The organism is Micromonospora sp. NPDC000316 (assembly GCF_042898885.1).
Taxonomy (GTDB): domain Bacteria; phylum Actinomycetota; class Actinomycetes; order Mycobacteriales; family Micromonosporaceae; genus Micromonospora.
Map to the genome: position 1 here is coordinate 121,497 of NZ_JBIAZG010000007.1, position 25,612 is coordinate 147,108.

Genomic DNA, 25,612 nt, shown 5'->3' on the forward strand with positions numbered 1-25,612 from the left:
CCGCCCAGCCGACCTGGTCTGCCGCGCTCAGGGCCCGTCTCACCGCAGGCCGGCGAGATGAGCGCAACGCGGTGGGGCAATCTGATGGGGTGAACGCCCCAGAGCCGGCCGACGACGTCCGAGTTCCCCGGGCCCAGGTCGGGCCCAGCCCGCAGCATCTGCTGACGACCCTGCTCGGCGAATATCTCGACTCCTCGGACGCCGACCTGCCGTCGTCGGCGGTCATCGCGATCCTGCGGGAGTTCGGGGTCAGCGAAGCCAGTGCCCGCGCCGCGTTGTCCCGCCTGGTCAAACGTGGTCTCATCGCGGTCCGGGGCACCGGACGGTCGCCGGTCTATCACCTCACGCCCCAGGCGATCGCCAAGCACCGCTCCCGGATGCGTCACTTTCTGACCTTCGGCGCCCACCAGCCGCACTGGACCGGCGAGTGGGTGCTGGTGTCGTTCTCGATTCCGAACGCCGGCCAGGCATCCCGCCACGCCGTACGCAAGGCGTTGAGCGCGCTGCGCTTCGTGGGCCTGTACGACAGCGTGTGGATCCGGCCGGCAACCGACGCCGCGCCGGTGAAGGAGTCGCTGACCGAGCTGCTGCACCACGTCGAGGGTGCGCGGTGGTCGGTCATGCACGTCCGGTTCGACGACGAGTCGGGGCCGCACGGCCCCGCCTCCGCGTACGACCTGACCGGTCTCGCTGCCACGTACTCGACTTTCATCCAGCAGTACGCGGAACTGCGGGTTGACGCCCTCGCCGGGCAGGTGGCCCCGGCCAGGGCACTGGTGGCGCGGACCTCCGCCATGGACTCCTGGCGGAAGTTCGCGGACGCCGACCCGGATCTGCCACCGCATCTGCTGCCGCAGCCCTGGCCCCGCCAGCAGGCCAGGGAGACCTTCCTGGACATCCACTCCACGCTCGGCTCGCTCGCACAGGCGCGTCTCGTCCAGGTGGCATCACCGCACTGGCCGGACGCCGCGTCCTGGATCACCCACTTCCAGGCTTCGCGTGATCCCGCGCGACCGGAGCCGACGGGCGGTACGCACGGCAGCCGGCCTCGCCCAGGCTGACAGCGGCCCAGCAGACCAGACATTGACACTTTTCGTTACGGTGGTGATAGTAAGTGCATACAGCTCCCGTCGGATCGCCCGTGGCGACCGCGGCCGGATGGTGGACGCCGCCCACATCCACCCGGCCCGTGGCCCGCGCCGACCACGCTTGTCGCGACGCGACCGCACGATCGCCACCGCCGTCAAGGGAGCGCCGTCGCGACATCCCTGGAGGGGTCAATGCGAAAAAGATCGAAGGTCTACGCCGGGCTGGCGGCCACCATCGTCCCGGTCGCGTCCGTGATCATGGCGATCGGCGTGACGCCGGCCAGCGCCGCGGTCGGCGGCTCCGGGCCCTATCCGGCCGACTACGAGACGTCGGCCACCCTGGCCAACCACACCATCTTCCGCCCGCAGACGCTCCCGTCCGAGCGCCTTCCGATCGTCGTGTGGGGCAACGGCGCCTGCTCGGCCAACGGCCTCTCCCAGGGCAACTTCCTCCGCGAGATCGCCTCCCACGGCTTCCTCGCCATCGCCAACGGCGCCCCGAACGGGTCCGGCTCCACCAACTCCCAGATGCTCACCCAGTCCATCGACTGGGCCGTCGCGGAGAACTCCCGGCAGGGCAGCAAGTACTACAACAAGATCGACACGTCCAAGGTCGCCGTCGCGGGCTTCTCCTGCGGAGGTCTGGAGGCGTACGCCGTCTCAGGCGACCCCCGGGTCACCACGACCGGCATCTTCAGCAGCGGCCTGTTGAACGACGCCGACGACTACCAACTGCGAAGACTGACCAAGCCGATCGCCTACTTCGTCGGCGGTCCCAGCGACATCGCCTACCCGAACGCCATGGACGACTGGGGCAAGCTGCCCTCCGGGCTGCCGGCCTTCATGGGCAACCTGAACGTCGGTCACGGCGGCACCTACGACCAGACCAACGGCGGCGAGTTCGGCCGCGTGGCGGTGCTCTACTTCAAGTGGCGTCTCAAGGGCGACACGACCGCCGGCGGCAACTTCGTCGGCGCGAACTGCGGGCTGTGCCGCACCCAGTGGACCGTCCAGCAGAAGAACCTGACGCTCGGCGACAACCCACCGCCCACCACCCCGCCACCCACGACGCCGCCGCCCACGACGCCACCGCCCACCACCCCACCGCCCACCACGCCGCCGCCGACAGGCAGCCCGGCCTGCACCGCTGTCTACGCCGTGCAGGACCAGTGGAACGGCGGCTTCGTCGCCAACGTCACCGTGACCGCCGGAGCCAGCGCGCTCACCGGCTGGCGGGTCACCCTCAACCTGCCGAGCGGGGCGTCGGTCAGTTCGCTGTGGAACGGCGTCAACAGCGGCACGAGCGGCACCATCACCGTCACGAACCAGAGCTACAACGGGCGACTGGCCGCCGGCCAGACTGCCACGTTCGGGTTCCAGGGCACCGGGAACGGCAGCGGCGCCACCGCCACCTGCACCGGAAGCTGATTTCCACCACCGCGTGAGCCCCTCGGCGGGCCGGTGCCCGATCACCGGCCCGCCGAGGGTGTTCCGCCGCCGGTCAGTGTGAGTGTCGGGGCACGGCGCTGCCGCTGCCGCCGACGAGGAAGTCGAGGTCGGCTCCCGTGTCGGCCTGCAGGACGTGCTCGCTGTAGAGCCGTGTCCAGCCCCTGTCGGCCGTCGGCGGCGGTGGCTGCCAGGCCGCCCGGCGTAGGGCGAGTTCCGTGTCGTCGACAAGCAGATCCAGACGGCGCGTCGGGACGTCGACGTGGACCAGGTCACCGGTACGCACAAGCGCGAGCGGGCCACCCACCGACGCCTCCGGGGCCACGTGCAGGACGCATGTGCCGTACCCGGTGCCGCTCATGCGGGCGTCGGAGATCCGCACCATGTCCGTGATGCCGTCGGCGAGCAGCCGCCGTGGCATGGGCACGTTGCCCACCTCCGGGAAGCCGGGGTAGCCCCGTGGTCCGGCGTTCCGCACCACGATCACCGTGTCCGGGGTGACGTCGAGGTCCAGATCGTCGGCGGCGACGACGTACTCCTCGATCCGGTCGAAGACGAGCGCCGGCCCGGTGTGCGTGAGCAGGTGGGCTGAGGCGGCGGAGACCTTCAGCACCGCCCCGGACGGCGCGAGCGACCCGCGCAGCACCACGGTGCCCGACCCGGCCGGCTGGAACGGCGCCGCGAGGGTGCCGATGACCTGCCGGTTCCAGCACTGGGTGCCGCTGATGTTGTCGGCCACACTCTTTCCGCTGACGGTGACGTGGTCGAGGTGCAGCAGCGGGGCGATCTCCGTCATCACCGCCGGCACGCCGCCGGCATAGGCGAAGTCCTCCATGAGGTACGTCCCGGACGGCATCAGGTTGACGATCATGGGTACGTCGGCGGTGAGGGTGTCGAAGTCCTCAAGGGTCAGTGGTACGCCGAGTCGGCCGGCGATCGCGAGCAGGTGTACGACGGCGTTTGTGGAGCCGCCGATCGCCGCGTTGACCCGGATGGCGTTCTCGAACGCCTGCCTCGTGAGCACAGTGGACAGGCGTTGGTCCTCGGAGACCATGGCGACGATCCGACGGCCGGCGGCGTGCGCGAGCGCGTACCTGCGCGAATCGACAGCGGGCACGGCGGCGGCCCCCGGCATCTGCACCCCGAGCGCCTCGGTCACGCAGGCCATCGTGGAGGCCGTACCCATTGTCATGCAGTGGCCCCGGCTGCGGGACATGCCGACCTCGGCCTCCGCGCAGTCGGCCACTGTCATCCGGCCGGCCCGCACCTCCTCGGTGAAGCGCCAGACGACGGTGCCCGAGCCGATGTCCTGGCCGCGGAACTTGCCGTTGAGCATCGGGCCGCCGGTCAGCATGAGAGTCGGCAGGTCGACGCTTGCCGCACCCATCAGCAGGCCGGGGGTGGTCTTGTCGCAGCCGGAGAGCAGCACCACCCCGTCGAGCGGGTTGGCCCGGACAAGTTCCTCCAGCTCCATCGCCAGCAGGTTGCGGTAGAGCATTGTCGTGGGTCGCATCAGGGGCTCGCCGAGGCTCATCGCGGGGAACTCCAGCGGCAGGCCGCCGCTCTCCCACACGCCGCGCTTCACCGATTCGGCCAGGTCGCGCAGGTGGGCGTTGCAGGGCGTCAGCTCCGACCAGGTGGTGGCGATGCCGATCACCGGGCGTCCGTCGAAGACGTCGTCGGCGAACCCCTGGTTGCGCATCCAGGACCGGTGGACGAACCCGTTTCGGCCTTCGGCGCCGAACCACTGGGCGCTGCGCAGCGGTCCATCTGTCGTCGACATCAGCACACCTCTCTGTCATCCATCTGTTGACGGGCGTCGGCCTCAGAGGGCTGACACCAACCTCCCGTCGACGCGCCGGGGAATGGCTGTGTACGCGTCTCGCAACTCCTCGGGGAGGATCCATTCCGGGGCGTTCTGCCACGCGAGCGGTCGAAGGAACCGCCGGATCGACGTGGCGCCCACCGAGGTGTGCACGGCGTTTGTCGACGGCCAGGGGCCGCCATGGTGTTGGGCCCACGACACCCGGACACCAGTGGGATAGCCGTCGAAGACGATGCGACCCGAGGTGGCGGCGAGCGCGTCGACGAGCCGGCGCACGACAGCCGCGTCGTCCCTCGGGCCGATGTGGAGGGAGCCGGTCAACGACGGCGCGACGGTTGACAGCACGGCGTTGAGGTCGGCGACATCGCCGTAGCGGACGACGACCATGATCGGGCCGAAACACTCGTCGGTGATCTCGGCGGTCAGGCCGTGCAGACCGACCTCCAGAAGCGTCGGGGCGACGGTGAAGCCCGCGCCAGGATCGACAACCGGCCGCGCCAGGACCTCGGCACCGGCCCGCTCGAACGCCCGGGCCCCGCTCTCGTACGCGTCCCGGATGCGCTCGTTCAGCAGCACCGCGCCGCCCGAGGCGGCAACCCTGCCCCGCAGCGCGTCGACCAGGTGTTCACCGTCCGGATCCGACGGGACGAACGCCAGACCGGGTTTGGTGCACAGCTGACCGCCCGAGCCGGTGAAGGACGCGTACAGCCCCTCGGCGATCTGCTCTGCCCGGTCGGCGGACGCGCCGGGCAGGACGACTATCGGGTTCACGCTGCTCAGTTCGGCGTAGAAGGGAATCGGATCGGGCCGTTCGTCGATGGCCGCCTGGATGGCACGAGCGGCGCCGACGGAGCCGGTCAGGGCCGCCGCCCGTATCGCGGGGTGGCGCACAAGTGCCCGGCCGGCCTGCTCCCCGTACACGGTGGCGATCACACAGTCGGGGCCGCCCAGGTCGCGGATCGCCGACCCGATCGCCTCGGCGGAGGCGCGTGAGGTCAGCGGGTGCGACGGGTGTGCCTTCAGGATGGTGGGGCAGCCGGCGGCGAGGGCGGCGGCGGTGTCGCCCCCGGCGACCGAGAACGCGAACGGGAAGTTGCTGGCCCCGAAGACGGCGACCGGCCCGAGGGGCACGAGCATCCGCCGCAGATCTGGGCCGGGCCCGAGCGGTGTGTCTGCCGCGTGGTCGATGGCCGCCTCGACGTACGCGCCGTCGCGCAGCACCTCGCCGAACAGCCGGAACTGGAGCGCGGCCCTTGTGAGTTCCTGGTCGAGTCGCGCGTGACTCAGCCCGGTCTCCGCCTCCGCGGTGGCGACCAGCTCCGCGCGGCGGGACTCCAGGGACGTGGCGATCGCGTCGAGCATCCCCGCCCTGCCGACTCGGCCCAGGTCAGACAGCCACTGCGCCGCCCCGGACGCCTGGCCGGCGATCGCCGCCAGCCGGGACTCGTCGGTCTCAGTGAGATCCGTCGGGCGACGTCGGCCGTCGCGGGGATCGACAGTGCTGACCACGTTCACAGCAGTCCTCTCTTTGCCAGGTTGGCCATCAGATCCCGGACTCCGAACTGCCAGGGCTCGCACATCTCCGCGTGCCGCACACGGTTGACAAGGGTGCCGAGTGACGGGCAGCTGATCCGCACGACGTCGTCGACCTTGTGGGTGAAGCCCTCGCCGGGGCGGTCCCGATCCTGGATGGGCGCGAACATGGTGCCGAGCATCAGGGCCGCGCCGTCGGGGTAGCTGTGGTGTGGGCCGATCATCTGACGCACAAGCGCCTCCGGGGCGCGCGACATCCGCGTCATCTCCGAGACCGCCTCCAGCCGGAAGCCGTCCACCCCGCAGACCTCCAGGCCCACCTTCAGCTCACGCACCTGTTCCAGGCCGAAGCGTTCGTCGAAGAGCCGGATGAGCGGGCCGAGGGCGCACGAGGCGTTGTTGTCCTTTGCCAGCGGCAGCAGGAGCGCCGAGCGGCCCTCGACGTCGCGCAGGTTCACGTCGTTGCCGAGGGTGGCGCCGACGATCCGGCCGCTGGACTGGACGATGAGCGTGACCTCGGGCTCCGGGTTGTTCCAGGTCGACGCGGCGAGCACACCGACCGGAACGGCGGTGCCGACGGCGGAGAGGATCTGCCCCTTGGTGAAGATCTCCGCGTCCGGGCCGATCCCCACCTCCAGGTACTGGCTCCAGAGGCCCTCGCCGACAAGCAGGTCCTTGAGCCTCTCCGCCTCCGCCGAGCCCGGCGTCAGGCTGTAGAGGTCGGTGCCGATGTCGTCGGACATGCGCCGACGGATGTCCGAGGCCACCGCCAGGTCTCCCCGTGCCCGCTCCTCGATGACGCGTTCGATAAGCGAGACCGGGAATGTCACACCTGCGGCTTTGAGCGCCTGGAGGTCGACCGGGGCCAGCAACCAGGGCCGGGTACGGTCCGGGGACGCGGCACCCGTGTTGGCAAGGATCTCCCCGAAGTCGCCAAGCCGCGGCCCGTCGAGCCCGGCCACCGTCGCGGCGGGATCCGGCAGTTCACAGACGTCCCGGATGGTCGGGATCAGGTGGCTGAGGTCGATGACCTCGCCGTCCCGCACGGTGACGGGTGAGGGTCCGTCGGCGGACGGGACCCAGACCCGGCCGATGAGGACGCTCTGGTCGGCGTCGTGCGGCAGCGCCTCGGCGGGGGATCCGAACCAGTCCCCGCCAGCGGCCAGTTCCGTCATGAGCCGCTCGTCAGGCTGTGCAAGGGCCGCTCGTCCCGAGGGCGGATGTCGCAACCGGACTCCCCCGCCCCGCGCGTCGCATCCTCGTGGGTCTCCGGCATGCCGGCTCCGGAGAACCAGCCGTTCGCCCGGACACGCGCGATGACGAGGTTGGTGCGGCACAAGTCGATGACAGGTGTGTCGACAGCGACGATCTTCATGTTTCGCTCAGCCCTTCGCCACGATCGACGGGGCGACCCATACGCATCAAAGTCAATCGAAGTAAATTGCAACGATCGTAGCGCCATGTGCAACGGTGTCAAGCGGAGGTTGCGTACCGCGTGAACTAGATTGCACATGACGCAACGACCGCGACGGGCCAACCCGGCGTGCGAGGGGAGACAGGGTCTTGGCGCAATCCATTCGCCGCGCGATCGACCTCATCCGTCGATCGGCGGAGCACCCGCTGTCACTCACCGAGGCGGCGGAGGTGCTCGGCGTCCACAAGTCCACGGCTCTGCGGATCCTCCAGACCCTGGAGGCAGCCCGCTTCGTGCGCCGGACCGGCGCGGGCACCTACGTGCTCGGCAGCGGGGTCATCGAGTTGTCCGAACTGGCGCTCGGCTCGATGGATATGCGGCAGTTCGCCGCCGCACACCTCCGGGCGCTCCAGCGGGAGACCGGCCACACAGTGCACCTGGCGCAGTTGACCGGTGACGAGATCATCTATATCGACAAAGTGGACAGTCAGGCGTTCGACGCCGTGAAGCTGCCGTCCCGGGTGGGCCGGGCCGTCTCGATCTACGCGAGCGCCGTCGGCAAGACCATCCTGGCGTATCTGCCGTCGGAGGAACGCGACCGCCTGCTGTCGCACGTGGTCTTCGAGAGGTTCACCGACACCACGATCACCGACCACGACTCCCTCGAGGCCGAGCTCGCCGGCATCCGCGAGCGGGGCTGGGCTGTCGACAACGGCGAGCACGACGCGTACGTGATGTGCGTGGCCGCACCGGTCAGGGATTCGCGGGGGCAGGTCATCGCCGCCGCCTCGATGACGGCCATCGAGGTCATCGCGAGCCTCGACGAACTGAGCAGCGCCCTTCCGCTCCTGCTGGAGACCGCGAACAAGATCTCGCGCGAGCTCGGCTACACACCCCCGCCCTCCTGAGTGCGTCCTGATGCACTCGACGATCCTGTGGGAGCGCCTGCGTCGAGCGGGGCTGCGTGACGTGGTCAGCGTCGAGCCGGCAACTGGCGGGCTCGCGGCGCTCGCGGGCATAGCCGCCCGCCGGGACGCGCCGCCGGTGTTCGTCAAGGCCTTCACCGACGCGCCAGCCGACGACGTCTTCGTCGTGGAGGCCGACGGGCTGGCCGCCCTACGCGAACGCGGCGGCGTGGCGACACCCGAGGTGATCCTGGCCGACCGGGACCTGCTGGTGTTGTCGCTGTTGCGGCCGAGACCGCCAAGCGAGCACTTCTGGGAGCAGTTCGCACACGTGCTCGCCCGGATGCACCTGAGCACGACCCATCCGCGCTTCGGTTGGGACCACGACAACTGGCTGGGCCGCCGCCGTCAGACGAACACCTGGGCTGACGACGGGTTCGCGTTCTTCGCCCAGCACCGCCTGCTTCGGTGGCTCGGAGAGCCACGCGTCGAGGCGGCACTCGACGCCGCGGACCGGGCGGCGCTGGAGCGGCTGTGTCACCGGCTGCCCGACCTGCTGCCGGAGCGGCCGGCGTGCCTCACGCATGGCGACCTGTGGGCACAGAACATCCTGGCCACCGCCGACGGGCAGCCGGCGCTTATCGACCCGGCCGTGTCCTACATATGGGCCGAGGTCGACCTCGCCCACGTGTGGTCGACCGCGTCTCCGCCCGAGGCGCAGCGGTTCTTCGCGGTCTACGCGGAGCTGACCTCGCTCGACACCGACTGGCGGGCCCGCATGCCGATCGTCCAGTTGCGACAGCACCTCGCCGTGCTGGCCCAGTTCGACGACGACTGGGGCGCGGCCGACCAGATTCGTGCCACCCTCGCACCGTTCCGGACCCGGCCCTGACCGATCAGGCTCAGAGGGCCGGGGCCGGGGCCGGTCAGGTCGGCCGGAGAGTCGAGTCGGGCTCCGGAAGTCAGCCGGTGACGCGGAAGGTGGCGTCCGCGCGGCCGGTGGAGGTGGTGATCTGGTCGAGCCGCAACAGGTACTCCCAGTGCCGGATGTAGCGGTCCGGGAAGTTGTACGACTGGAACGACACCGCGCTGGAATCGGCAAGCCCGGCCACCCGCCGGAAGGTGGCGTCCGCGGCGAACTGCGCAGTGCCCTCGTTACGTGCCAGCGAGAAGTCGTAGTCGAAGTGCCGGAGATAGTAGCCGGGGAAGTTCACCGACTCGAACGAGACGTAGCCACTGGACGCGTTGGCCAGGCCGGGCACCATCCGCCACTGACTGTCGGCCGACGGGCTCACGTTCGCGTCGATTCGCACGTCGTAGCTGGCGTGCCGCACATAGCGGTCGGCGAAGTTGTACGACTGCAAACGGTTGACCGGCAGCGTGGGCGTGCCGACGCCGACGCTGGTCTGGGTGACGCGCTGCATGGTGCCGTCGCTGTTGTAGTTCAGATAGTCCATCGCCAGGGACCGCCGGTAGTCGTTGCTCCCCGGCAGGGCGTTGCGGTGATAGGCGATGTACCAGCGGCCGTTGTACTCCGCGATCGAGTGGTGGTTGGTGTTGTTGTTCGTGTAGTCCAGCAGGATCCCGCGGTAGGTGAACGGGCCGAGCGGACTGCTCGCGGTGGCGTAGGCGATCTGGCCGGGCCAGCCCGTGGAGTACGAGAAGTAGTAGATCCCGTTGCGCTTGTGCACGAACCCGGCCTCGCCGAAGGCAGTGCTGCTGCCGGTGCCCGTGATCGTGAGGTTCTGGACACCGCCGGAGGTCGAGATCATGTCGGCGTTGAGGCGAACGACCTTGGGCGCGCGGGCGCCGCCGAAGTACAGGTACGCCTGCCCGTTGTCGTCGACGAAGGCCGCCGGGTCGATCGGTTCGTCGCCGGTGTTGGCGTCGCGTCCGCGCTCTACGAGGGAGCTGCCACGGGGGTCGCTGAAGCCGCTGGTGGGCGACGTGCTGCGCGCTACACCGATCTTCGTCCGGTCGACCGGAAGGTACAGGTAGTAGTAGCCGTTGCGCTGCACCGCGGACGGCGCCCAGGCGTACCGCGTCGCCCAGGAGAATCCGCTCACCGAGAAGGGCGCGCCGTGGTCGGTCCAGTCGACGAGATTGCTCGACGAGTAGACCCGCCACGCGTTGGAGTCCCAGTACGTCCCGCTGTTGCCCTGGTCGTCGGTGGCGTAGACGTACACGCGATTGTTGGCGACGAGCATCGACGGGTCCCCGGCGAATCGAGTCACGATCGGGTTCGCCGCCTGTGCGGGCATGGCGACCACTGCCGTGGTCACCATGGCGAAGGACATGATCGCGGACGCGATGACGCGCCAGCGGGCGGTCAGTCTCATGGGACGGCTTCCTCTCGGAGGGCGGGCTGGTGCCGAGTAGGCATCGACGCGCGTCAAAACGCGCCGCCTCCTAGAGGATAGGTGCGACAGGTCGGATCGCGCCGTCGTGCGCCCGCGGCCAGCCGTGCGCCAGCGCGCGTCCCGGGGCTACCTCGCTAGGAGTGCGGCGCGAGGGCCCGCATCGCGATGTCGACCGAGGCCTGGAGATCGTCGCGGGACGCGCCGGCTGCGGCGTGGACGGCGTGACCCTCGCTGAGCGCCATCACGAATCGCGCCAGCGCCCGGGCGTCCATGCCGTCCGGCAGGTCGCCCTCCTTCTCCGCGCGGGTCAGCCGCTCTTGGACGGCGGACTCGGTGGCGGCCCGGCCGACGGCCAGGATCTCGGCGATGCGGGCGTTCTCCGGCGAGCAGGCCAGGCCGCCCTGGATGGAGAGGCACCCGGCGGGGTGGTCGCCGGCGGTCAGGCCGTCGGCGCTGGCGCGCAGAAATGCCTCGATGGCGGCGTACGCGGTGGGTTGTTCGAGTGCGACGCGGGCGCTGTCCAGCTGGATCTTCTGGTAACGGTCGAAGGCACGCTGGAACAGCTGCTCCTTGTTGCCGAACGCGGCATACAGGCTCGGCCGGTTGATGCCCATGGCACTGGTGAGGGTGCTCAGGGACGTGCCCTCGTAACCGTGTCGCCAGAAGACCTCGACAGCCCGGTCGAGGACCGTCTCCTCGTCGAAGGCCCGGGGTCGTCCGGTGGTGGGTGTCGCACTGCTCATGACCCCATCCTACCGCGCGGTACAGATCGTGAGCCGGCTCACCTACCGATCGGTACAGAATCTGTTACGGTTACCCGGCAACCGAGCGGTACAAAAGAGCAGGGGAAGACATGACAATCACGTTGATCACCGGTGCGAACAAGGGCATCGGGTTCGAGACCGCCAAGCAGCTTCTCGACCTGGGTCACACCGTTTACATCGGCGCACGCGACGTCGAGCGAGGCGAGAAGGCCGCAGCCGAGTTGGGCGCACGGTTCGTGCAGCTCGACGTCACCGACGACACATCGGTGACCGATGCGCTGGCGACAATCGACTCTGCGGAGGGCCGGCTCGACGTCCTGGTGAACAACGCGGGCGTCCTCGGAGACGGCCCCATGGACGGACCAAATGCCCTACGTGTGTTCGACACCAACGCGGTGGGGATCGTCCGAGTCACCGAGGCAGCGCTGCCCCTGCTGCGAAAGTCGTCAAACCCGACGGTCGTCACCGTCTCCAGCAGCATGGGTTCCTTCTGGGCCGTGACCAATCCCGAACGACCGGAGTACAACCTTCCCGTCGCGCTCTACTCGGCGTCCAAGGCCGCAGCCACGATGCTCACCATCCAGTACGCCAAGTCCCAGCCCGGCATCACGTTCAACGCGATCGAACCCGGTGCCACCGCCACCGACATGACCGCCGCCTACGGAATCGGCAGGCCCGTCGAGGAGAGCGCCAAGACTGTCGTACGCCTGGCCACGCTCGGCCCCGACGGCCCGACCGGGACCTTCACCGACGAGTTCGGCCCGCTGAGCTGGTAATCGAAAGAAACAGGAGAAAATCTGATGACCGAGAACAACCTGCGTGACTGGTACCTGCGCTACGTCGCCGACCTCAACGCCCACAAGTTCGACGGCATGGACGAGTTCATCAACGACACGGTGATGCTCAACGGCGAGCCCGGCACCCGAGACGACGTCCTGGCAGTTCAGAGGCACGACGTCGACGCCGTCCCGGACCTGCACTGGGAGGTCAAGGAACTGCTGTTCGACCGTGACCGCATCGCCGTACGCGCGATCAACACCGGCACTCCGGTGAAGGAGTGGCTCGGCGTCCAGCCGTCCGGCAAGTCGTTCGAGATCGTCGAGTACGCCATCTACAAGGTCAGCGACGGCCGGTTCGTGCAGATGACCGCCCTGCACGACTCAGCCGAGATGCTTCGACAGCTGACTGCCTGAGACCAGGGATCCATGTTGCCGCGTCCGCTCCTTCCGCGGGGCGGACGCGGCAGAGCCGAGGTCCGCGTCGGTTACCGACGTCGGCTGACGTCGACCAGAGGCTGACAGGCTAGTTTGCTCTGATGAGTCTCCTCGATGACGTCGCCAGGCGTGACAGTTGGCGATGCTGGGTGTGTGACGAGCCGGTCGACGCCGACAGGTCGGTGAACGACCCGCGTGGTCCCAGCGTCGACAGCCGTACCGCCGACAAGAAGGCCAAGGTCGCCGAGCGACTCGCGCACCGGGCCTGCAACACCCGCAAGGGCGCGGTCAAGGTGGTCATCGCCTGGCCGGACCGCCTGCACGTGGTGGAGCCCGCACCGCTGATCGCCGTCGCCGAGCGACTCGAACGCAAGGGCGGCCGGGAGTTGGTGGCCCGCTGCCCGAGCGAGAAGGACGCCCGGGCGGCTGCGGACTGGCTGGTCGACAGGTTCTCCCGGCTGGTGCCCGGGCTGCCGGTGACCGCAAGCGTCGACGCGGGCGGCGGACAATACCTCGTCGCCCTGGCCGCCGGTCGCCGCTGACCGACGGCCCTGGTCGGCGGGCCGCCCGCCGGCCAGGGCAGCCCGGTCCGAGCCACCACCACTGGCGGCGGCGACTAGTTTTCGTTGATCAGAACGGGGGCGCGTCCTCGCCCATCAAGGCCAGAACGACGCCGCCCTTGCCCCGCTTGAGGCCCTGGACCACGACCTTGCCAGTGCTGCCGTCGGGCAGCTCCAACGTGAAGGTCTTCCCGACCGCGTTCTTGGGGCCGTTGCCGGCACTGTTGGCGGGTCGGAAGTCGCCGGCCCACGGCGGGATCCCACCCCTGCGGGCGGGCTCGGCGAAGAGCGCGGCGGTGCCGGGGGTCCTGGTGCCGTCCGAGGAGAGAAGCACTGAGGCGCTGCGATAGGTAGCCATATCCGGCAAGGTTATCCTGGACCACGCTTGTTCGCCGCCACGACATCCGCGCCGCAACGCGATCGGCCTCGGAGAGCGACAGTGCGGCGATCCTCCAACGCTAGAGTGCGGCTGTGGAGTTGACCGCATGAGCGACAAAATCGACTTCAAGAAGACCCTCGACACGTACCGGGCACCACGGGGTCGGTTTCGGATCGTCGACGTGCCGGACATGCGATACCTCATGATCGACGGGCAGGGCGACCCGAACACGGCGCCGGCCTTCACCACGGCGGTCGAGGCGCTCTATCCAGTGGCGTACACGCTGAAGTTCGCCAGCAAGGTGGACCTCGGGCGCGACTACGTCGTGCCGCCCCTGGAGGGTCTGTGGTGGGCCGACGACATGGAAGCCTTCACCGCGGCGCGGGACAAGTCGCTGTGGAGTTGGACACTGCTGCTCATGGTCCCCGACTGGATCACCCGGGCCATGTTCACCACCGCCATCGAGCGGGCCGGGGCCAAGAACCCGTCAGGGCGTCTCGATGACGTGCGCCTGGCGACGCTGTCCGAGGGGCGGTCCGTGCAGACACTGCACGTCGGCTCCTTCGACGACGAGGCGGACGTGCTCGCGCAGCTGCATCACGAGTTCATTCCCAGCCAGGGGTTCCAGCTGGTCGGCCAGCACCACGAGATCTATCTGAGCGACTTCCGCAGAGTTGCCCCCGACAGGCAGCGCACCATCCTCCGACAGCCCGTCACCACCGGGGACGCAGCCAGCGGGTAGGGGGTGGGGCAGAGGCCGGACACGCGCCTCTGCCCCACTCGGCGGAGACTGAGCGTCAGCGTGTCGCCCGCGCCTTGCCCTTGTCGCGGTGCCGGCTTTCGTGCTGACTGGGCGCGAGGGAGCTCGACTCCGCCGGCTGCCTCTCGCCGTGCTCACGGGAGGTACGGGGAGCGGCCATACCGGCAGTCTCGCTGGTCCTCCCGCGCGACCGATGCGACTCCGACCGATGCGACTCCGACCGATGCCGCTCCGACCGATGCGACTCCGGCCGATGCGACTCCGGCCGATGCGACTCCGGCCGATGCGACTCCGACCGATGCCGCTCGCTGCCGGTTTCGGTATCGGCGGGCCGGGCTGCCGCCCTGTTATTTTCCATGCCAGCGAAAACTGCACCGGCGCCGAACGCGACCGCAGAGCCGCCGCCCAGATAACCCGCCGCTCGGACGTGACTCCTGTCGATGGTGAGGTGATCGTTCGTGGACAAATCCCGGTTCACACCAGAGATCAGGGTGTAGCCGGCCGCGATACCGGCGGTGAGGCCTACGACGTTGACGGCGTCCTTGGCCAGACGCGGCATGTTGACCTGCGGCGAGGTGAGGTTCGTGTAGATGCTGTGGACTTTGGGGATGATGTCGGCACTGAGGATCACAGCGTTTCCGGTCGAGATGGCGTAAGGCACTCCGTTGGATCGCCCGAACGCCTCGAGCGCGCTGCCGACCGCGTACAAGACATTGCCTCCGACGGCCTCATTCCTGACAAGTTCCCAGCCTCTCCTTCCACGTTGCTGGAGCTGCCCGGCGTATAGCCGGAACGTGTCCGCCCACGACGCGCCCGCGCCATCCCCGGCAGGCGCGCCCGCGGGGGCGCCAAGCGAATGCCCGCTGTGGGTCGAGCGGGGCGGAGATCCACTCGGGGTGTGGTTGGGGGTGGCGAGCGGGGAGCCGGTGGGGACGACCACCATTTCCCCTGGACGGTGCGGGTACGTCCCGAGTTGGAACTCGTCCCCGTTCGCGACGGCGGTGAGCCCGTTGGCGACCTCCTGATCAGCCCACCGCTCGAACTCTGTGGTGGCGGGGTCGTCGACCGCGACGGGCTGCTCGGGGCTGGGCGGATAGTCGTACGGCCCCTGCGGCGACTGCGAGGCGACGGGCGGGTACGGGTACGGGTACGGGTACGGTCCGACGTCGAAGCCGCTTGTTGGGAGCGACGGCGCATTCTCGTAGGGCATCGGCAGGCTCGCCCACGAAGACACGCTCACGTTCGGAGGCGACCAGTGCCGGCTCTCGTCGGGCGCCGGGTCGAGGCCGAAGCCGCCTGTCGGGAGCGACGGCGCACTCTCGTACGGGCGCAGTGCGGAGTCGTCGATGCGGGTCGAGGGCAACGGCACACTCGCCCACGACGACACGCTCACGTTCGCCGGCGACCGGTACGGGCTCCCGGCGGGTGCCGGGCCGGGGTCCGCGAAGTAGGTGTCGTCACCGCTGCGGCGGCTGCCGCCGTTGCCTCTGTCGTAGTAGGGCTGTCGGGGGTCTTGGTCTCGTTCCATCTCATCGTCTCCTGTCGACGGTGGAAGTGGATTCCCGCTCTACGCGGCGCCGCGCCCCCCGGTTCACCCCGAATACAAGATCTTCTACCGGGGCCCGCAGGTCGGACGAGGCCAGGCCTACGTCCATCCCGCGCCGAGCTTGGCGGCGGCCCGCTCGGTGATGGCCGCGACCTCCTGCTTGGCAAGCGCCGAAATTCGTCCCGCGTCCGGCTCCTTGTACCAGGGCCGCAGCTTGATCACCGCAGGTCGGACGCCGGTGGCCAGCAGCAGCGCGGTCCCCTTCGGCAGCGCCCGGATCCGGTCGGCCGGCAGGACGCTCTCCTGGCGGTAGGAGACGGACCGGGACGAGCCGTCCCTGCTGCGCGAGACGCTTACCGTGCTCACGTCGTGCTGACCGACCAGCTTGGAGATCTTCTCCACGAAGTCGGCGTCGTCGAGCCCCGCGCCGAGCAGTTTGATTGTGGCGGCGCCCCACATCGCGTCCATGCCCGCCTCGCCCCACACCCGGGAGCCCTGCCGGTAGCTCTGCAACAGCGTCACCACGTTGATTCCCCGCGAGCCGAGGTGCGAGTAGAGGTCGGGCAGGTCGGAGATCCGGCACACGTTCGCCGCCTCGTCGAGCACCGCCGTCATCGGCGGGTCCAGCCGGCCGCCCATCCGCTCCGCGGCGACCACCCCGGCCCGCAGCGTCGCGTCGGCGAGTCCGGCGATCACCCCGGCGGCCGAGCCGCCGCCGTCCTTGGAGAGCAGATAGAGGGTGTCCCGGCCGAGCACGTGCCGATCCGGACGGAACTGCGGCAGGTACGGGTCCGGGCTGACCCAGGCCAGGATCTCCGGGTCGAGCAGGCACGCCACACACTGCCGGGCCGTCTCGTAGATGCCGTCGCGGGTCTCCACCGCCCCGCGTACGGTGCCCTGCAACTGCTCGGCCATCGCCTGCATGCCCGCGTCGCGCAGCAGGTCGATCGGCGTACGGTCGGCCGGGTCGGCAAGCCAGCCGAGCAGGTCGGTGACCGGGGCCCGACCCCGGGCGGCGGCCAGAAAGAGCGCGGTAAGGGTGTTCTGCGCCGCCGAGATCCAGAAGTCCTTCTTCGAGCTGTCGTCGTTTACCGAGGCGACGAAGTGCCCGGCCAGCCGCCGCGCGCCCTCGATCGTGACGCAGTCGCCGAGGATGTCCCACCACATCTCCCGAGGCGCGTGCGCGATGCCCTGCGGGTCGAACGTCCAGACGGTGCCTACGCGTTCCCGTTCGGCGCGGGTCACCGCGTACACGTCGGATTTGTTGGACGTGAGCAGGACCGCGCCCCGGGCGCGCAGCACCCGGGGAATGGCGATGCCTGTGGACTTGCCGGCCCGGGGTGCCATCAGGTCCAGCTCCACGTCCTCGTAGGAGGAGCGCAGCTCCGGGCCGTTCGGGGACAGGTCGCCCAGCAGGTTGCCTGTCTCGTCCGGTGGTAGGTGCTTCATCCCGGCCAGCGAGGGACGCAACTCCCGGGCGCGGGCGGCGATGCCGGCCGGGGCCAACGACGCGAGATCGCTCCTGCGGGCCAGCCCGACGCCCTTGTTGCGACGGTCGAGCAGCCAACGCCCGGCGAGCACGACAGGCACGACGAGGAGCGCGGCCACCACGACCATCCCGCCGTAGACCGCGTACGGGGACGCGCCGGGCCAGAGCGTGTCGAGGTCGCCGGAGACCAGGGCGAAGTACGAGCCCACGGTGAACGGCGGCGCGTGCCAGCCGTGCCCGGTCACCCCGGCGCCGAGCGTGCCGCCGGTCCAGGCGACGATGAAGAGCCCGAGGTTGGCGAGGACGACAAGGCTGAAGGCCCAGAAGAACAGGTCGGACCCGCGTGGCGGGCCGGAGGACATCTTCCCGCTCACGCCTCCCACCCCCCGCTGGGTCCCTCGGTCATCTGGGCGTACTCCGGCTGGGTGCTCAGGTTGCCCAGTTCGGCCTCGGCCTCGAAGACCGCCTTCCGAGCCGCGGCCCGTTCGGCGGCCTGCTGCTCGGCGTACCCGTTCTGCACCCAGCGCAAGTTGGTGTCGTGCAGCCGGCGCTCGGTGTCGGTGATCGAGACCCGGATCGGGATGCCGGGCCGACCACCCACCTTGATCAGGAAACGGCCCCGGCCGGGCGGCTCCTCGTTGCTGCTGCTGCTCGCCCAGCCCGGCGGGGACGACCAGGACGAGACCAGCTCGATCTCCCGGCGGGACAGGCCGATCACCCGGCCCAAGTCGGTCATCTCGGCGGCCGGCAGCCCGGCGCAGGCGACGATCCCGGCGCGCTCCACGAAACCACGCGCCTTGGCCCGGTCGGCATCGGTGCCGAGCGCCTCGGCGTCCTTGAGGGTGTGGGTGATCTTCGCGTCGCCGAGGCCGAGCGACCGGTTGAGCCGGGTAAGCGCGTCGATCCGGTCGACGATGCCGGAGGCCGCCCGCAGCGGACGCCACAACTCGTCCAGGATGGTGAAGAACCAGCGGCGCGGCGCCAGTCCGGCGTCGGCCAGGGCGTGCGCGGCGGCCACCGTGCCCAGTCCGTCAGACCAGGCGGCGAGCATCGCCGCGGCGGTGAGCTGGGTGTCGGACTCGCCGATCCGAGAGATGTCGATGCAGACGGCCGGCGCGTCCAGGTTGATCCGGGTCGAGGTGGTCGAGCCGAAGGTGTCGCCGAGCGCCCCGTCGAGGATGCCGAGCAGGGAGCGGTGCAGCGGATCCACCGCGTCCCGATACCGGGTCTCCTGCCCCCGGTCCAGGGTCACCGCCCGGACCCGGTCCGGCCCCTCCTCCAACACCCGCAACAGGTCGGGCAGGACCGGGGCACGACCGTTCGGGGTACGTTCCCGCAGGTGCCGCAGGCACGCGGAGAGCACCGCCTGCTCGTGGTCGTCCAGGGCCCGGCCCCGCACGATCGTCAGCAGCGCCGCCACCATGTTGAGCACCCGGCCGTGGGTCTCGGCGGCCAACGCCTGACCGGCCTTACCGCCGATCCGTTCGGCGGCAAGCCCCATCGCTCCCGGGTCCAGCACGTTGATGCCACCGACCCCGCGGCCGATCGAGATGACCTGACCACCGAGGGCGCGGACCGTGTCCGCGTAGTCAGGCTTCAGGTCGCCGAGGACCAGCGGCACCACACCTGTGGCGGCAAGCCCCACCGCCATCCGGTTGATCAGGGTCGACTTGCCCAGGCCGGGCATGCCGAGCATGAACAGCGACGGGTTGGAGATGTACTTCGCCCGGGTGAACCAGGAGATCGGGTCGCCGCAGACCGTCGCGCCGGTGAAGAGGTGCTGGCCGAGCGGCACCCCGGACATCGGCGCGCCGGAGCCGGCCGAGAACGGCCAGAGCCCGCACGCCTGCACGGTGGTGGCCCGCCACATCGTCGGCGCGTCGAGGTAACCGACCTTGCCGCCGCCCGGCCCGTCCCAGCCCCGCGCCGAGACCGGGGCGTCCCGGCGTGGCTTCGGTGGCGTGGCCTTGACCGGCTTCGGGGCCTCGTCGTCCGGGTCACCGACCAGGCCCGTGAGCGCCGTGGACGCCCCGGCGTGCCCGACCGGCCAGCCCGCACTGAGTGGGGTGCTCACATCGCCTCCTGGAGTTCGTGCGGCAGCATGGTCTGTTCCCAGGGCAGAATTCCGGTCGGCAGGGTGCAACTGAACGCCGCGGCCTGCATCCGGTTTGCCTGACGCATGGAGATCCGGGCGGCACCGGTCAGGTTGCGCACCACCACCGACGCGTCGTCGAGTTGGTCGGGACGGTCGACGGTGATGGTGAGCATCAGGGAAAACTCGACAAGCCCGGCCCCGGTGGCCTCCTCGGAGGCGGCCTGCTCGGCGGCGCGTACCTCGGCAGCGGCCCGCGCCTGCACCATGCCGCGACCCGAGGTCGCCATGAACTGGGCGGTCCGCCGGTCCGCCTCGACGATCCGGGCGGAGGTGGCCGGGTCGATCGGCCGGTAGAGCAGCGCCACGCGCTTGCGGCGGGTGCCGGCGGAGGCGTCAAGCATGGTCCGCAGCACACTGGACCGGACCGTGCCCCGAGGAGCCAGGGTGAGCAGCCAGGTCCGCGACACACCGGAATCGTGCTGGTACGCGTCGACCGTCTCCACCGCCGCCACCGGCCCCGCGTCGATCCACTCCAAACCGGTGCGGCCGTGCTCGGCGCGCACGCTGAGCACGTCGGCGGCGCAGGCCGGGTCGTACGCGACTCGAACCACCTCGGCGATCTGCTCGACGTCGAGCGGCTCGGCCACCCCACCGCCCGCGCTGACGAGCCCGGTCAGCAGGCTCGGCACCCGGATGGCCAGGTCGGTGACGACGTCCTCCGGGTCGCGGCGAGGTCCACCCACGGGCGCGTACGTCAGGGTGATGTACGAGTTCATCTCCGACGACGCCGACGGGTAGTCGTCGACCACCTCCTGCATCACCGCGCGGGCGGCGGGCGGGGCGTCGGCGGCGAGCCGGGGCAGCACCTCGGTCGCCAGTCGGGTGCCCGGGTCGGGCGCGGTCTCCACCACCACCGACGCGCCGCGCAGCCCCGGCTCGTGGGCGAGTCGGGACAGCCACTCGCCCCAGAGCGCCACCCAGGTGTCGACCTGGTCCGGGTCGACGAGCGACCCGCCGTCGGGTTCACAGCGCAGCACGATCGTGTAGAGGTTGCGGCGGCGGTGGTGCAGCACCCCGAACGGCCTGTCGTAGGCGTCCCTCCCTTCCAGGGCGACCACTCCGCTCAGCATGCCGGGCGGGGCGAACCGGCCCTCGGGGCGGGCCGACAGCGGCCCCGAGACGTACAGGTGCTCGCCCCGGGCCCGGCGCCGGGACCAGCCGATGCGCAGCGTCACGAGCTGGTACAGGTTGCGGCCGTCCGGGGTGCGCACCGCCATGGGAACAAGGCCCAGCACGAACGGCGTACCGATCACCATCGCCGCCTGCAGCGATGCCAGGGACGCCAGCAGCACCACCACCAGCCCGCCGAAGACCCCGACAGTGCCGAGCAGACCGAACGGCCCCAGCCCGGCGCGGCGTGGCCGGCGCCAGTTCCCGTACGTCGGTTCGATGGCGGCTTCCGTCGACATAGACCTCTCCCTCGCCTCTTCTGGTCGGCGGTCGGCCGCCGACGCACCGTCAGTTGTGGCCCGCGTCGCCGTCGGCTCGCTCCACCGCGCCGGACACCATGCGCCGGCCGACCTGGGCCGCCTGGTACGTCGCGCCGATCACGGCGGCGGCGGGTCCGGCGGCGCTCGCTGCGGCGCCAGCGCCGCTCGTCGCGGCACCGGCACTGCTCGGGGCGGGTCGCCCGCCGGCACCGTTGCGGCCCGACGCTCCGTCGCGACCCCCGCTCGCGGAGCCACCGTCGCGGCCGGCGGGGCCGGAGGCACCGCTGGGCGCGCGTGACCCGGACGGGCCGACACTGCCGCCGGACGACGACGCGGCACCGCTGGCGATCTTCTTCGCACCGGAGGCGATAGCGCCACCGGCCGCGGAGATGGCGGTGCCGGCGGGGTCACCGGTGCCCAGCGCCGCCGTTGCCGGGACCACGAGCTTGAGCAGGGCGGGGAGCGCGATCGCCGACAGCAGCAGTACGCCGACCCCGGCTATTCGGCTGTGGATGCCGTTCTCGTAGTTGTTTCCCTGGGCGATCATCTGCGAGCCGGCATACATGATCAGCCCGACCGCCGGTTTGTAGAGCAGCCAGGCGACCGTCCAGCCGATGTGCTTGCGCCACCAGCCGGCACCCCAGTTGGTCATGGAGGCGGCGGCGGCCAGCGGCAGGGTGCCGAGCAGGAGGATCATCACGCCGAGGCGGACGTAGAGCAGCAGGACGTGCACGATGGCCGAGATCAGCAACAGGAAGGCCAGGACCAGGAGGAGGAACGCCTCCATCCCGGAGCCGTCGTCGATGCACGGCACGCTCTTGATGATGTTCAGGGAGGCCGTGGAGAAGAGGTGCCGGGTGTAGTCGTCCGAGATGGCGGCGGCCTTGATCGCTATCCACGAGCCGGCCCCGGCCACCAGGATCACCCGGAGGAAGCCGCGCAGCGCCACCTTGCCGGCCTCGGCGCGCCGATCCATCGCCATCTTGGCGGCAGCGAAGAGGATCGAGCCGACCGCCAGGTAGACGATGAGCCACTCGATCTGGTCGCTGATCATCCCGGGGACGGCCATGGAGGGCTCGCCGTCCGCCTCCGCAGAGAGGGTGGGCACCTCGTCGGTCAGCTCACCGAAGATCGAGATCGCCCCGGCGAGGATCAGGTTGGCGATGATCCGGACGAACATCCCGACCGGGTTGATGATGAGCTCGAAGATGTCCTTCAGGCTGTTCAGCGGATTCGTGTCACACACGTGTCACTGCCTCCACACACTGAAGCCACGGCTGCTGGCGACCGTGCCGATGGACTCGAACACCACGCCGACCCGCGACGGCGCGAGCTTCCAGTCGCCGTCGTCCCAGCGCAGCTCGATCCGGCTCGCCATGTACGACCCGGCGCCGTGCACGAGTAGCTGCACGGTGGCCGCCTCCGGCGTGTACGCGTCGACCGCGTAGCCGGCGTAGTTGCCCCCACCCCGACGGTTGTTGTTGACCACCCGGTCGAGCCGGGCGGTCAGCACCTCCCGGCCCTGGCCGGGCAGAACCTGAAGGTCGGCAACTGTCTGCCAGTCGGGGCCGTCCAACTTGACCGGAATGATGTGCGCCGCGAGCACCGCACCGATAGGAGTGTGGGCGAAGCAGCGGAGCACCCCGCCCTCGATGCGCAGCGGCCCTTGGCTGGCCGAGACCGGCACCTGGTAGCCGACGTCGACGGCCCGCCAGGACACGTCGGCGGGTGGTTTCGTCGGGGCAGGTGGTTGCGCCGGAGCGGACGCCACTGTGGAGGTCGTCGGACAGGGTGGGGCCGGCTGCTTCGCGGGCCCCGCGGCGGCCTGACCCCCCAGGTCGGCCGAGTCGTCTCCGCCCAGCCCGCCGATCCAGACCATCCCGGAGAGCAGGACCGCCCCGGCGAGGAAGACCGCGGAGACGATCCACCCCCGTTCCGTCCAGAAGGGCGGTTTCCCGTCCTCCGACCATCGTCGGCCGCCGTCGGTCACTGGGCCCCGCTCTGGGTGGTGTCCCCACCGCCGCCGAGGAACCAGTTCGCCACCGGGCCGGCGACGGCGATCAGGATGCACCCACCGAGGACGAGGCCGAGCCTTGACATGTGCTCGGAGCTCTCGCCCCGCTTCACCGAGATCGCCATCATCGTGCCGGTGATCAGCACCCCGGCCACCCCCGCGGCGGTGCCGCCCCAGGCGATCAACCCCAGCAGTTTGTTGACCAGATTGCTGAGCGCGGTGGGGGCACTCGGCGTCGGGTTGACCACGCCACCGCCGTCGGGAGCCGGCTCCATCGGCAGCCGGGCGAGGACGTGGGCGGCGGCGGACTGGCTGAGGCTGGTGAGCGACATCGGAAAACTCCTTGTGGAGGAAGCGGATCAGGACGATCGGCGATCCGGGGGCTCCCGGTCGACCGGTGACGACTTGGTCAGAGACCGAGGTCGCCGAAGAACGCGACGAGCGGGCCGGCCGAGGCGCCCAGGACACAGGCGAGCGCGACGACGGCCAGGCCACGGAAGTGTTCGGCACCCTCGCCCGGCGTACCACGGTTGAACTGCAAGGCCATCTGGATGCCGACGACGATGAGACCGGCGATCGCAGCCGCCGTCACACACCAGGCGAGCAGGCCGAGCAGGTCGTTCGCCTCGGAGACCGGGGTGTACCCGGGCGGCGGCACGAACGGGCTCGGATCTGCCGCGCGGATAGATTCGAAATCGAGGTTCACGACGGTCTCCCCCGCGTGTCGGAACGGAGACCGGCCGCCGTGGCCAGCCGCAGCATCGCCTTCGGCGTCGTACGCGCCTGGCGGCCCAGACGCCATTCCGGGACCCACGGCACCCGGTGCACCGGGGCCACCGAGCGCAGCACCCGGATCCGCCGGGACAGCGCCATCGGCAACCGGCCCGGGGCGTCGGCGAGCAGCACCAGGCCGGTCAGCCGCATGCCGGGTGGGTGCCGGCCCTCCCGCAGCGCGTTGAGGGCCCGCGACAGTGCCCGGATCCCCTCCGCGTTGGTCCTGCCCACAAGCATGACCGTGGCGGGTTCGGCCAACGCGGCGTCCGGCCATCGGCAGCCGAGGTCGGTGCCGCCGAGGAGCCGGGCCAGTGTCGTCGTGCCGGCACCCCCGTGCGCCGCGATCCAGCCGATCCCCTCGTCGGACAGGTACCGGCGGGGCGGCGGGGCGGGGCTGTGACCCGGCGGTCGCCCGGACACCGATCCCGGTGGCACGCGCGATGCCGGCCCTACCGTCGTCGCGGGCATCATGCCATCCACCTCCTCCTCGTGAATCCCGATCTGATCTGTCCCGACCGGGTTTGAACCGACAGGCCCTCGGCCCCGTTGTGCGGCCGTCCGGCTCGTTGACGGACGCCTCTACGGGGCGTCCGACGCCCCGGTTCAAGACGAGTTCCAGATTTTTCAAGCGACCCGAGGGCGGGAGGCGACGTGAGTGGTTCCGGTGCGGGTGGGGAGGGCAGCGGCACCCGGATCGCCGTGATCGGCGCGGCGATCGGTGGCGGCATGGCGTTGATGTCCAGCCCGATCGCGCTGGCGCTCGGCGGCGCCCTGGTCGTCGTGGTCGGCGCGCTCTACATCCTGCTGCTCCCGCTGATCCTGCTCATCTGGCTCTTCGGTGGGTTCAGCGGAAGCGGCGGCGGGCCGGACATCGACGTCCAGGACGCCGCCCGACAGTCCATCGAGGCGGGTCGGGGCGACGGCAAGGGCGAACTGGACACCGACCAGGTGCCGGCCTCGCTGTTGGAGACCATCGAGGACGCCGGCAAGGAGTGCACCGAGATCGGCCCGGTGGTCATCGCCGCCCAGATCCAGGTGGGCTCCGGGTGGTACACGGCGAAGGTCGGCGAGGACGGGAAGGTGGGCATCTCCCAGCTCGATCCCGAGATCTTCGAGAAGTACGGCGAGGACACCGACGACAACGACAAGACCCGCCCGGAGGACCCGAAAGACTCGATCATGGCGCAGGCGAAGTACATGTGCGCGCTCGCCAAGGAGGTCCAGACCCTACTCGACGACGGGCAGGTGATCGGCGACGCCCTCGACCTGACCCTGTCGGCGTACCAGGACGGGATCGACGCGGTGCGCGACGCCGGCGGGGTCAGCCCGAGCACGAACACCCGCGCCTACACCGCGAAGGTACGCGCGTACTTCGGCCAGTACATGGGGATCCTCGGTGAGCCGTACGCCACGCCGACGACCACCGGCCCGAGCCCGGAGGCGACCACCGACACCGATACCGACGCAGACGACGACAGCACGTTCGATGACGGCGGCGTCAGGGCTGCCGTCGTGGACGACGACTCCGACGATGCGGGTGGTGGCACCAGCGCTGCCGCCACGGGCCGGGTCCTCGAACTGGTCAACGCGAGGCGGAGCGAGGCCGGCTGCGCGCCGGTGCACAGCGATCCGGAGCTGACCACGGCAGCGCAGCGGCACAGTCAGGACCAGGCCGACCACCGGAGCATGTCGCACACCGGCAGCGACGGCAGCGACGTGGGCCAACGGCTGGACCGGGCCGGCTACGCGTGGCGCACCTACGGGGAGAACGTCGCGTACAACCAGCCGACGCCGGAGGCGGTGATGGACGCCTGGATGAACAGCCCTGGCCACCGGGCCAACATCCTCAACTGCGCGTTCACCGAGATCGGGGTCGGCCGGGCCGACACCGGGGACGGCCCGTACTGGACGCAGAACTTCGCCGCGCCGAGCTGACCGTGAGCACATCGACCAAGC

25 protein-coding genes are annotated in these 25,612 nt (G+C 70.3%); 9 read left to right on the top strand and 16 right to left on the bottom strand.

The annotated features are described in order from the left end of the window. Positions 1-89: 89 nt before the first annotated feature. Positions 90-1,061: a PaaX family transcriptional regulator C-terminal domain-containing protein gene (locus tag ACFY2Q_RS16985; RefSeq protein ID WP_387131128.1), complete on the top strand. Its 972-nt coding sequence runs from the start codon at positions 90-92 to the stop codon at positions 1,059-1,061. Positions 1,062-1,280: 219 nt separating this feature from the next. Then, complete coding sequence (locus tag ACFY2Q_RS16990; RefSeq protein ID WP_387131129.1) at positions 1,281-2,516, top strand: cellulose binding domain-containing protein; 1,236 nt, start codon at positions 1,281-1,283, stop codon at positions 2,514-2,516. Between the two features lie 73 nt (positions 2,517-2,589). On the opposite strand, the gene ACFY2Q_RS16995 is transcribed toward ACFY2Q_RS16990, so the two are convergent. The 4 genes from ACFY2Q_RS16995 to ACFY2Q_RS17010 are packed head-to-tail and all read right to left on the bottom strand — an operon-like array spanning position 2,590 to position 7,267. Beyond that, entirely contained in the window at positions 2,590-4,317 is a 1,728-nt protein-coding gene (locus tag ACFY2Q_RS16995) for an IlvD/Edd family dehydratase (protein WP_387131131.1), read from the bottom strand. A gap of 42 nt (positions 4,318-4,359) precedes the next feature. Beyond that, complete coding sequence (locus ACFY2Q_RS17000) at positions 4,360-5,874, bottom strand: aldehyde dehydrogenase (NADP(+)) (RefSeq protein WP_387131133.1); 1,515 nt, start codon at positions 5,872-5,874, stop codon at positions 4,360-4,362. After that, positions 5,871-7,067 carry a fumarylacetoacetate hydrolase family protein gene (locus ACFY2Q_RS17005; protein WP_387131135.1) on the bottom strand — a complete coding sequence of 399 codons (1,197 nt, stop codon included), beginning with the start codon at positions 7,065-7,067 and terminating at the stop codon, positions 5,871-5,873. Before ACFY2Q_RS17005 ends, ACFY2Q_RS17000 begins: the two co-directional genes overlap by 4 nt. Next, the gene (locus ACFY2Q_RS17010; protein WP_387131136.1) at positions 7,064-7,267 is read right to left on the bottom strand and encodes a hypothetical protein; all 204 of its coding nucleotides are present in this window, start codon (positions 7,265-7,267) and stop codon (positions 7,064-7,066) included. Before ACFY2Q_RS17010 ends, ACFY2Q_RS17005 begins: the two co-directional genes overlap by 4 nt. 188 nt (positions 7,268-7,455) lie before the next feature. Between ACFY2Q_RS17010 and ACFY2Q_RS17015 the strand changes: the two genes are divergently transcribed. Together ACFY2Q_RS17015 and ACFY2Q_RS17020 are read left to right on the top strand one after the other, a co-directional pair. After that, positions 7,456-8,214 (top strand): IclR family transcriptional regulator, encoded by a 759-nt coding sequence (locus tag ACFY2Q_RS17015; RefSeq protein ID WP_387131137.1) that lies wholly within the window; start codon positions 7,456-7,458, stop codon positions 8,212-8,214. Between the two features lie 10 nt (positions 8,215-8,224). After that, positions 8,225-9,103: a fructosamine kinase family protein gene (locus ACFY2Q_RS17020; RefSeq protein WP_387131140.1), complete on the top strand. Its 879-nt coding sequence runs from the start codon at positions 8,225-8,227 to the stop codon at positions 9,101-9,103. Positions 9,104-9,173: 70 nt separating this feature from the next. Here ACFY2Q_RS17020 and ACFY2Q_RS17025 read toward each other — a convergent pair whose 3' ends face one another. Next, positions 9,174-10,550, bottom strand: coding sequence for an AbfB domain-containing protein (locus ACFY2Q_RS17025; protein WP_387131141.1), 1,377 nt, complete (start codon positions 10,548-10,550; stop codon positions 9,174-9,176). Between the two features lie 155 nt (positions 10,551-10,705). Continuing rightward, positions 10,706-11,314, bottom strand: a complete 609-nt coding sequence (locus ACFY2Q_RS17030; RefSeq protein ID WP_387131143.1) for a TetR/AcrR family transcriptional regulator — start codon at positions 11,312-11,314, stop codon at positions 10,706-10,708. A gap of 110 nt (positions 11,315-11,424) precedes the next feature. On the opposite strand from ACFY2Q_RS17030, the gene ACFY2Q_RS17035 reads away from it, so the two are divergent. The 3 genes from ACFY2Q_RS17035 (at position 11,425) to ACFY2Q_RS17045 (ending at position 13,091) form a co-directional block, all read left to right on the top strand. Beyond that, on the top strand, positions 11,425-12,111 hold the full coding sequence (locus ACFY2Q_RS17035) for an SDR family NAD(P)-dependent oxidoreductase (RefSeq protein ID WP_387131145.1): 687 nt from the start codon (positions 11,425-11,427) through the stop codon (positions 12,109-12,111). 24 nt (positions 12,112-12,135) lie between these two features. Next, positions 12,136-12,528 (top strand): ester cyclase, encoded by a 393-nt coding sequence (locus ACFY2Q_RS17040; RefSeq protein ID WP_387131146.1) that lies wholly within the window; start codon positions 12,136-12,138, stop codon positions 12,526-12,528. Between the two features lie 122 nt (positions 12,529-12,650). Then, positions 12,651-13,091 (top strand): hypothetical protein, encoded by a 441-nt coding sequence (locus ACFY2Q_RS17045; protein ID WP_387131147.1) that lies wholly within the window; start codon positions 12,651-12,653, stop codon positions 13,089-13,091. An 88-nt stretch (positions 13,092-13,179) separates the two neighbouring features. Here the strand turns inward: ACFY2Q_RS17045 and ACFY2Q_RS17050 are convergent, their stop codons facing one another. Continuing rightward, positions 13,180-13,467 carry a hypothetical protein gene (locus ACFY2Q_RS17050; RefSeq protein WP_327025697.1) on the bottom strand — a complete coding sequence of 96 codons (288 nt, stop codon included), beginning with the start codon at positions 13,465-13,467 and terminating at the stop codon, positions 13,180-13,182. 127 nt (positions 13,468-13,594) lie between these two features. Here ACFY2Q_RS17050 and ACFY2Q_RS17055 point away from each other — a divergent pair, with 127 nt between their 5' ends. Next, a complete protein-coding gene (locus tag ACFY2Q_RS17055; protein ID WP_387131149.1) occupies positions 13,595-14,230 on the top strand; it encodes a GyrI-like domain-containing protein in 636 nt (211 codons plus the stop codon). 55 nt (positions 14,231-14,285) lie between these two features. Here ACFY2Q_RS17055 and ACFY2Q_RS17060 read toward each other — a convergent pair whose 3' ends face one another. The 9 genes from ACFY2Q_RS17060 to ACFY2Q_RS17100 form a co-directional block, all read right to left on the bottom strand. Beyond that, a complete protein-coding gene (locus ACFY2Q_RS17060) occupies positions 14,286-15,488 on the bottom strand; it encodes a hypothetical protein (RefSeq protein ID WP_387131151.1) in 1,203 nt (400 codons plus the stop codon). A gap of 405 nt (positions 15,489-15,893) precedes the next feature. Beyond that, a complete protein-coding gene (locus ACFY2Q_RS17065) occupies positions 15,894-17,657 on the bottom strand; it encodes a type IV secretory system conjugative DNA transfer family protein (protein WP_387131153.1) in 1,764 nt (587 codons plus the stop codon). Further along, positions 17,654-19,357 carry an ATP/GTP-binding protein gene (locus tag ACFY2Q_RS17070; RefSeq protein ID WP_387131154.1) on the bottom strand — a complete coding sequence of 568 codons (1,704 nt, stop codon included), beginning with the start codon at positions 19,355-19,357 and terminating at the stop codon, positions 17,654-17,656. Before ACFY2Q_RS17070 ends, ACFY2Q_RS17065 begins: the two co-directional genes overlap by 4 nt. Then, entirely contained in the window at positions 19,354-20,847 is a 1,494-nt protein-coding gene (locus tag ACFY2Q_RS17075) for an SCO6880 family protein (protein ID WP_387131155.1), read from the bottom strand. Before ACFY2Q_RS17075 ends, ACFY2Q_RS17070 begins: the two co-directional genes overlap by 4 nt. Positions 20,848-20,896: 49 nt before the next feature. Further along, a complete protein-coding gene (locus ACFY2Q_RS17080; protein ID WP_387131156.1) occupies positions 20,897-22,114 on the bottom strand; it encodes a hypothetical protein in 1,218 nt (405 codons plus the stop codon). Between the two features lie 3 nt (positions 22,115-22,117). Next, positions 22,118-22,858 carry a hypothetical protein gene (locus ACFY2Q_RS17085; protein WP_357483114.1) on the bottom strand — a complete coding sequence of 247 codons (741 nt, stop codon included), beginning with the start codon at positions 22,856-22,858 and terminating at the stop codon, positions 22,118-22,120. After that, positions 22,855-23,214: a hypothetical protein gene (locus ACFY2Q_RS17090; protein ID WP_387131158.1), complete on the bottom strand. Its 360-nt coding sequence runs from the start codon at positions 23,212-23,214 to the stop codon at positions 22,855-22,857. Before ACFY2Q_RS17090 ends, ACFY2Q_RS17085 begins: the two co-directional genes overlap by 4 nt. Before the next feature lie 77 nt (positions 23,215-23,291). Beyond that, positions 23,292-23,588 (bottom strand): hypothetical protein, encoded by a 297-nt coding sequence (locus ACFY2Q_RS17095; protein WP_387131159.1) that lies wholly within the window; start codon positions 23,586-23,588, stop codon positions 23,292-23,294. Continuing rightward, the gene (locus ACFY2Q_RS17100; RefSeq protein WP_387131160.1) at positions 23,585-24,076 is read right to left on the bottom strand and encodes a hypothetical protein; all 492 of its coding nucleotides are present in this window, start codon (positions 24,074-24,076) and stop codon (positions 23,585-23,587) included. The genes ACFY2Q_RS17095 and ACFY2Q_RS17100 overlap by 4 nt, the downstream gene beginning before the upstream one ends. Before the next feature lie 231 nt (positions 24,077-24,307). Here ACFY2Q_RS17100 and ACFY2Q_RS17105 point away from each other — a divergent pair, with 231 nt between their 5' ends. Continuing rightward, positions 24,308-25,591 (top strand): CAP domain-containing protein, encoded by a 1,284-nt coding sequence (locus tag ACFY2Q_RS17105; RefSeq protein WP_387131161.1) that lies wholly within the window; start codon positions 24,308-24,310, stop codon positions 25,589-25,591. Positions 25,592-25,612 lie beyond the last annotated feature (21 nt).

What these genes read in the sequence shown, in the direction of transcription:
- ACFY2Q_RS16990 (WP_387131129.1), top strand. Translation starts at nt 1,281, where the DNA reads ATGCGAAAAAGATCGAAGGTCTACGCCGGGCTGGCGGCCACCATCGTC.
- ACFY2Q_RS16995 (WP_387131131.1), bottom strand. Translation starts at nt 4,317, where the DNA reads ATGTCGACGACAGATGGACCGCTGCGCAGCGCCCAGTGGTTCGGCGCC.
- ACFY2Q_RS17005 (WP_387131135.1), bottom strand. Translation starts at nt 7,067, where the DNA reads ATGACGGAACTGGCCGCTGGCGGGGACTGGTTCGGATCCCCCGCCGAG.
- ACFY2Q_RS17010 (WP_387131136.1), bottom strand. Translation starts at nt 7,267, where the DNA reads ATGAAGATCGTCGCTGTCGACACACCTGTCATCGACTTGTGCCGCACC.
- ACFY2Q_RS17020 (WP_387131140.1), top strand. Translation starts at nt 8,225, where the DNA reads ATGCACTCGACGATCCTGTGGGAGCGCCTGCGTCGAGCGGGGCTGCGT.
- ACFY2Q_RS17025 (WP_387131141.1), bottom strand. Translation starts at nt 10,550, where the DNA reads ATGAGACTGACCGCCCGCTGGCGCGTCATCGCGTCCGCGATCATGTCC.
- ACFY2Q_RS17030 (WP_387131143.1), bottom strand. Translation starts at nt 11,314, where the DNA reads ATGAGCAGTGCGACACCCACCACCGGACGACCCCGGGCCTTCGACGAG.
- ACFY2Q_RS17035 (WP_387131145.1), top strand. Translation starts at nt 11,425, where the DNA reads ATGACAATCACGTTGATCACCGGTGCGAACAAGGGCATCGGGTTCGAG.
- ACFY2Q_RS17040 (WP_387131146.1), top strand. Translation starts at nt 12,136, where the DNA reads ATGACCGAGAACAACCTGCGTGACTGGTACCTGCGCTACGTCGCCGAC.
- ACFY2Q_RS17045 (WP_387131147.1), top strand. Translation starts at nt 12,651, where the DNA reads ATGAGTCTCCTCGATGACGTCGCCAGGCGTGACAGTTGGCGATGCTGG.
- ACFY2Q_RS17050 (WP_327025697.1), bottom strand. Translation starts at nt 13,467, where the DNA reads ATGGCTACCTATCGCAGCGCCTCAGTGCTTCTCTCCTCGGACGGCACC.
- ACFY2Q_RS17055 (WP_387131149.1), top strand. Translation starts at nt 13,595, where the DNA reads ATGAGCGACAAAATCGACTTCAAGAAGACCCTCGACACGTACCGGGCA.
- ACFY2Q_RS17075 (WP_387131155.1), bottom strand. Translation starts at nt 20,847, where the DNA reads ATGTCGACGGAAGCCGCCATCGAACCGACGTACGGGAACTGGCGCCGG.
- ACFY2Q_RS17090 (WP_387131158.1), bottom strand. Translation starts at nt 23,214, where the DNA reads ATGTCGCTCACCAGCCTCAGCCAGTCCGCCGCCGCCCACGTCCTCGCC.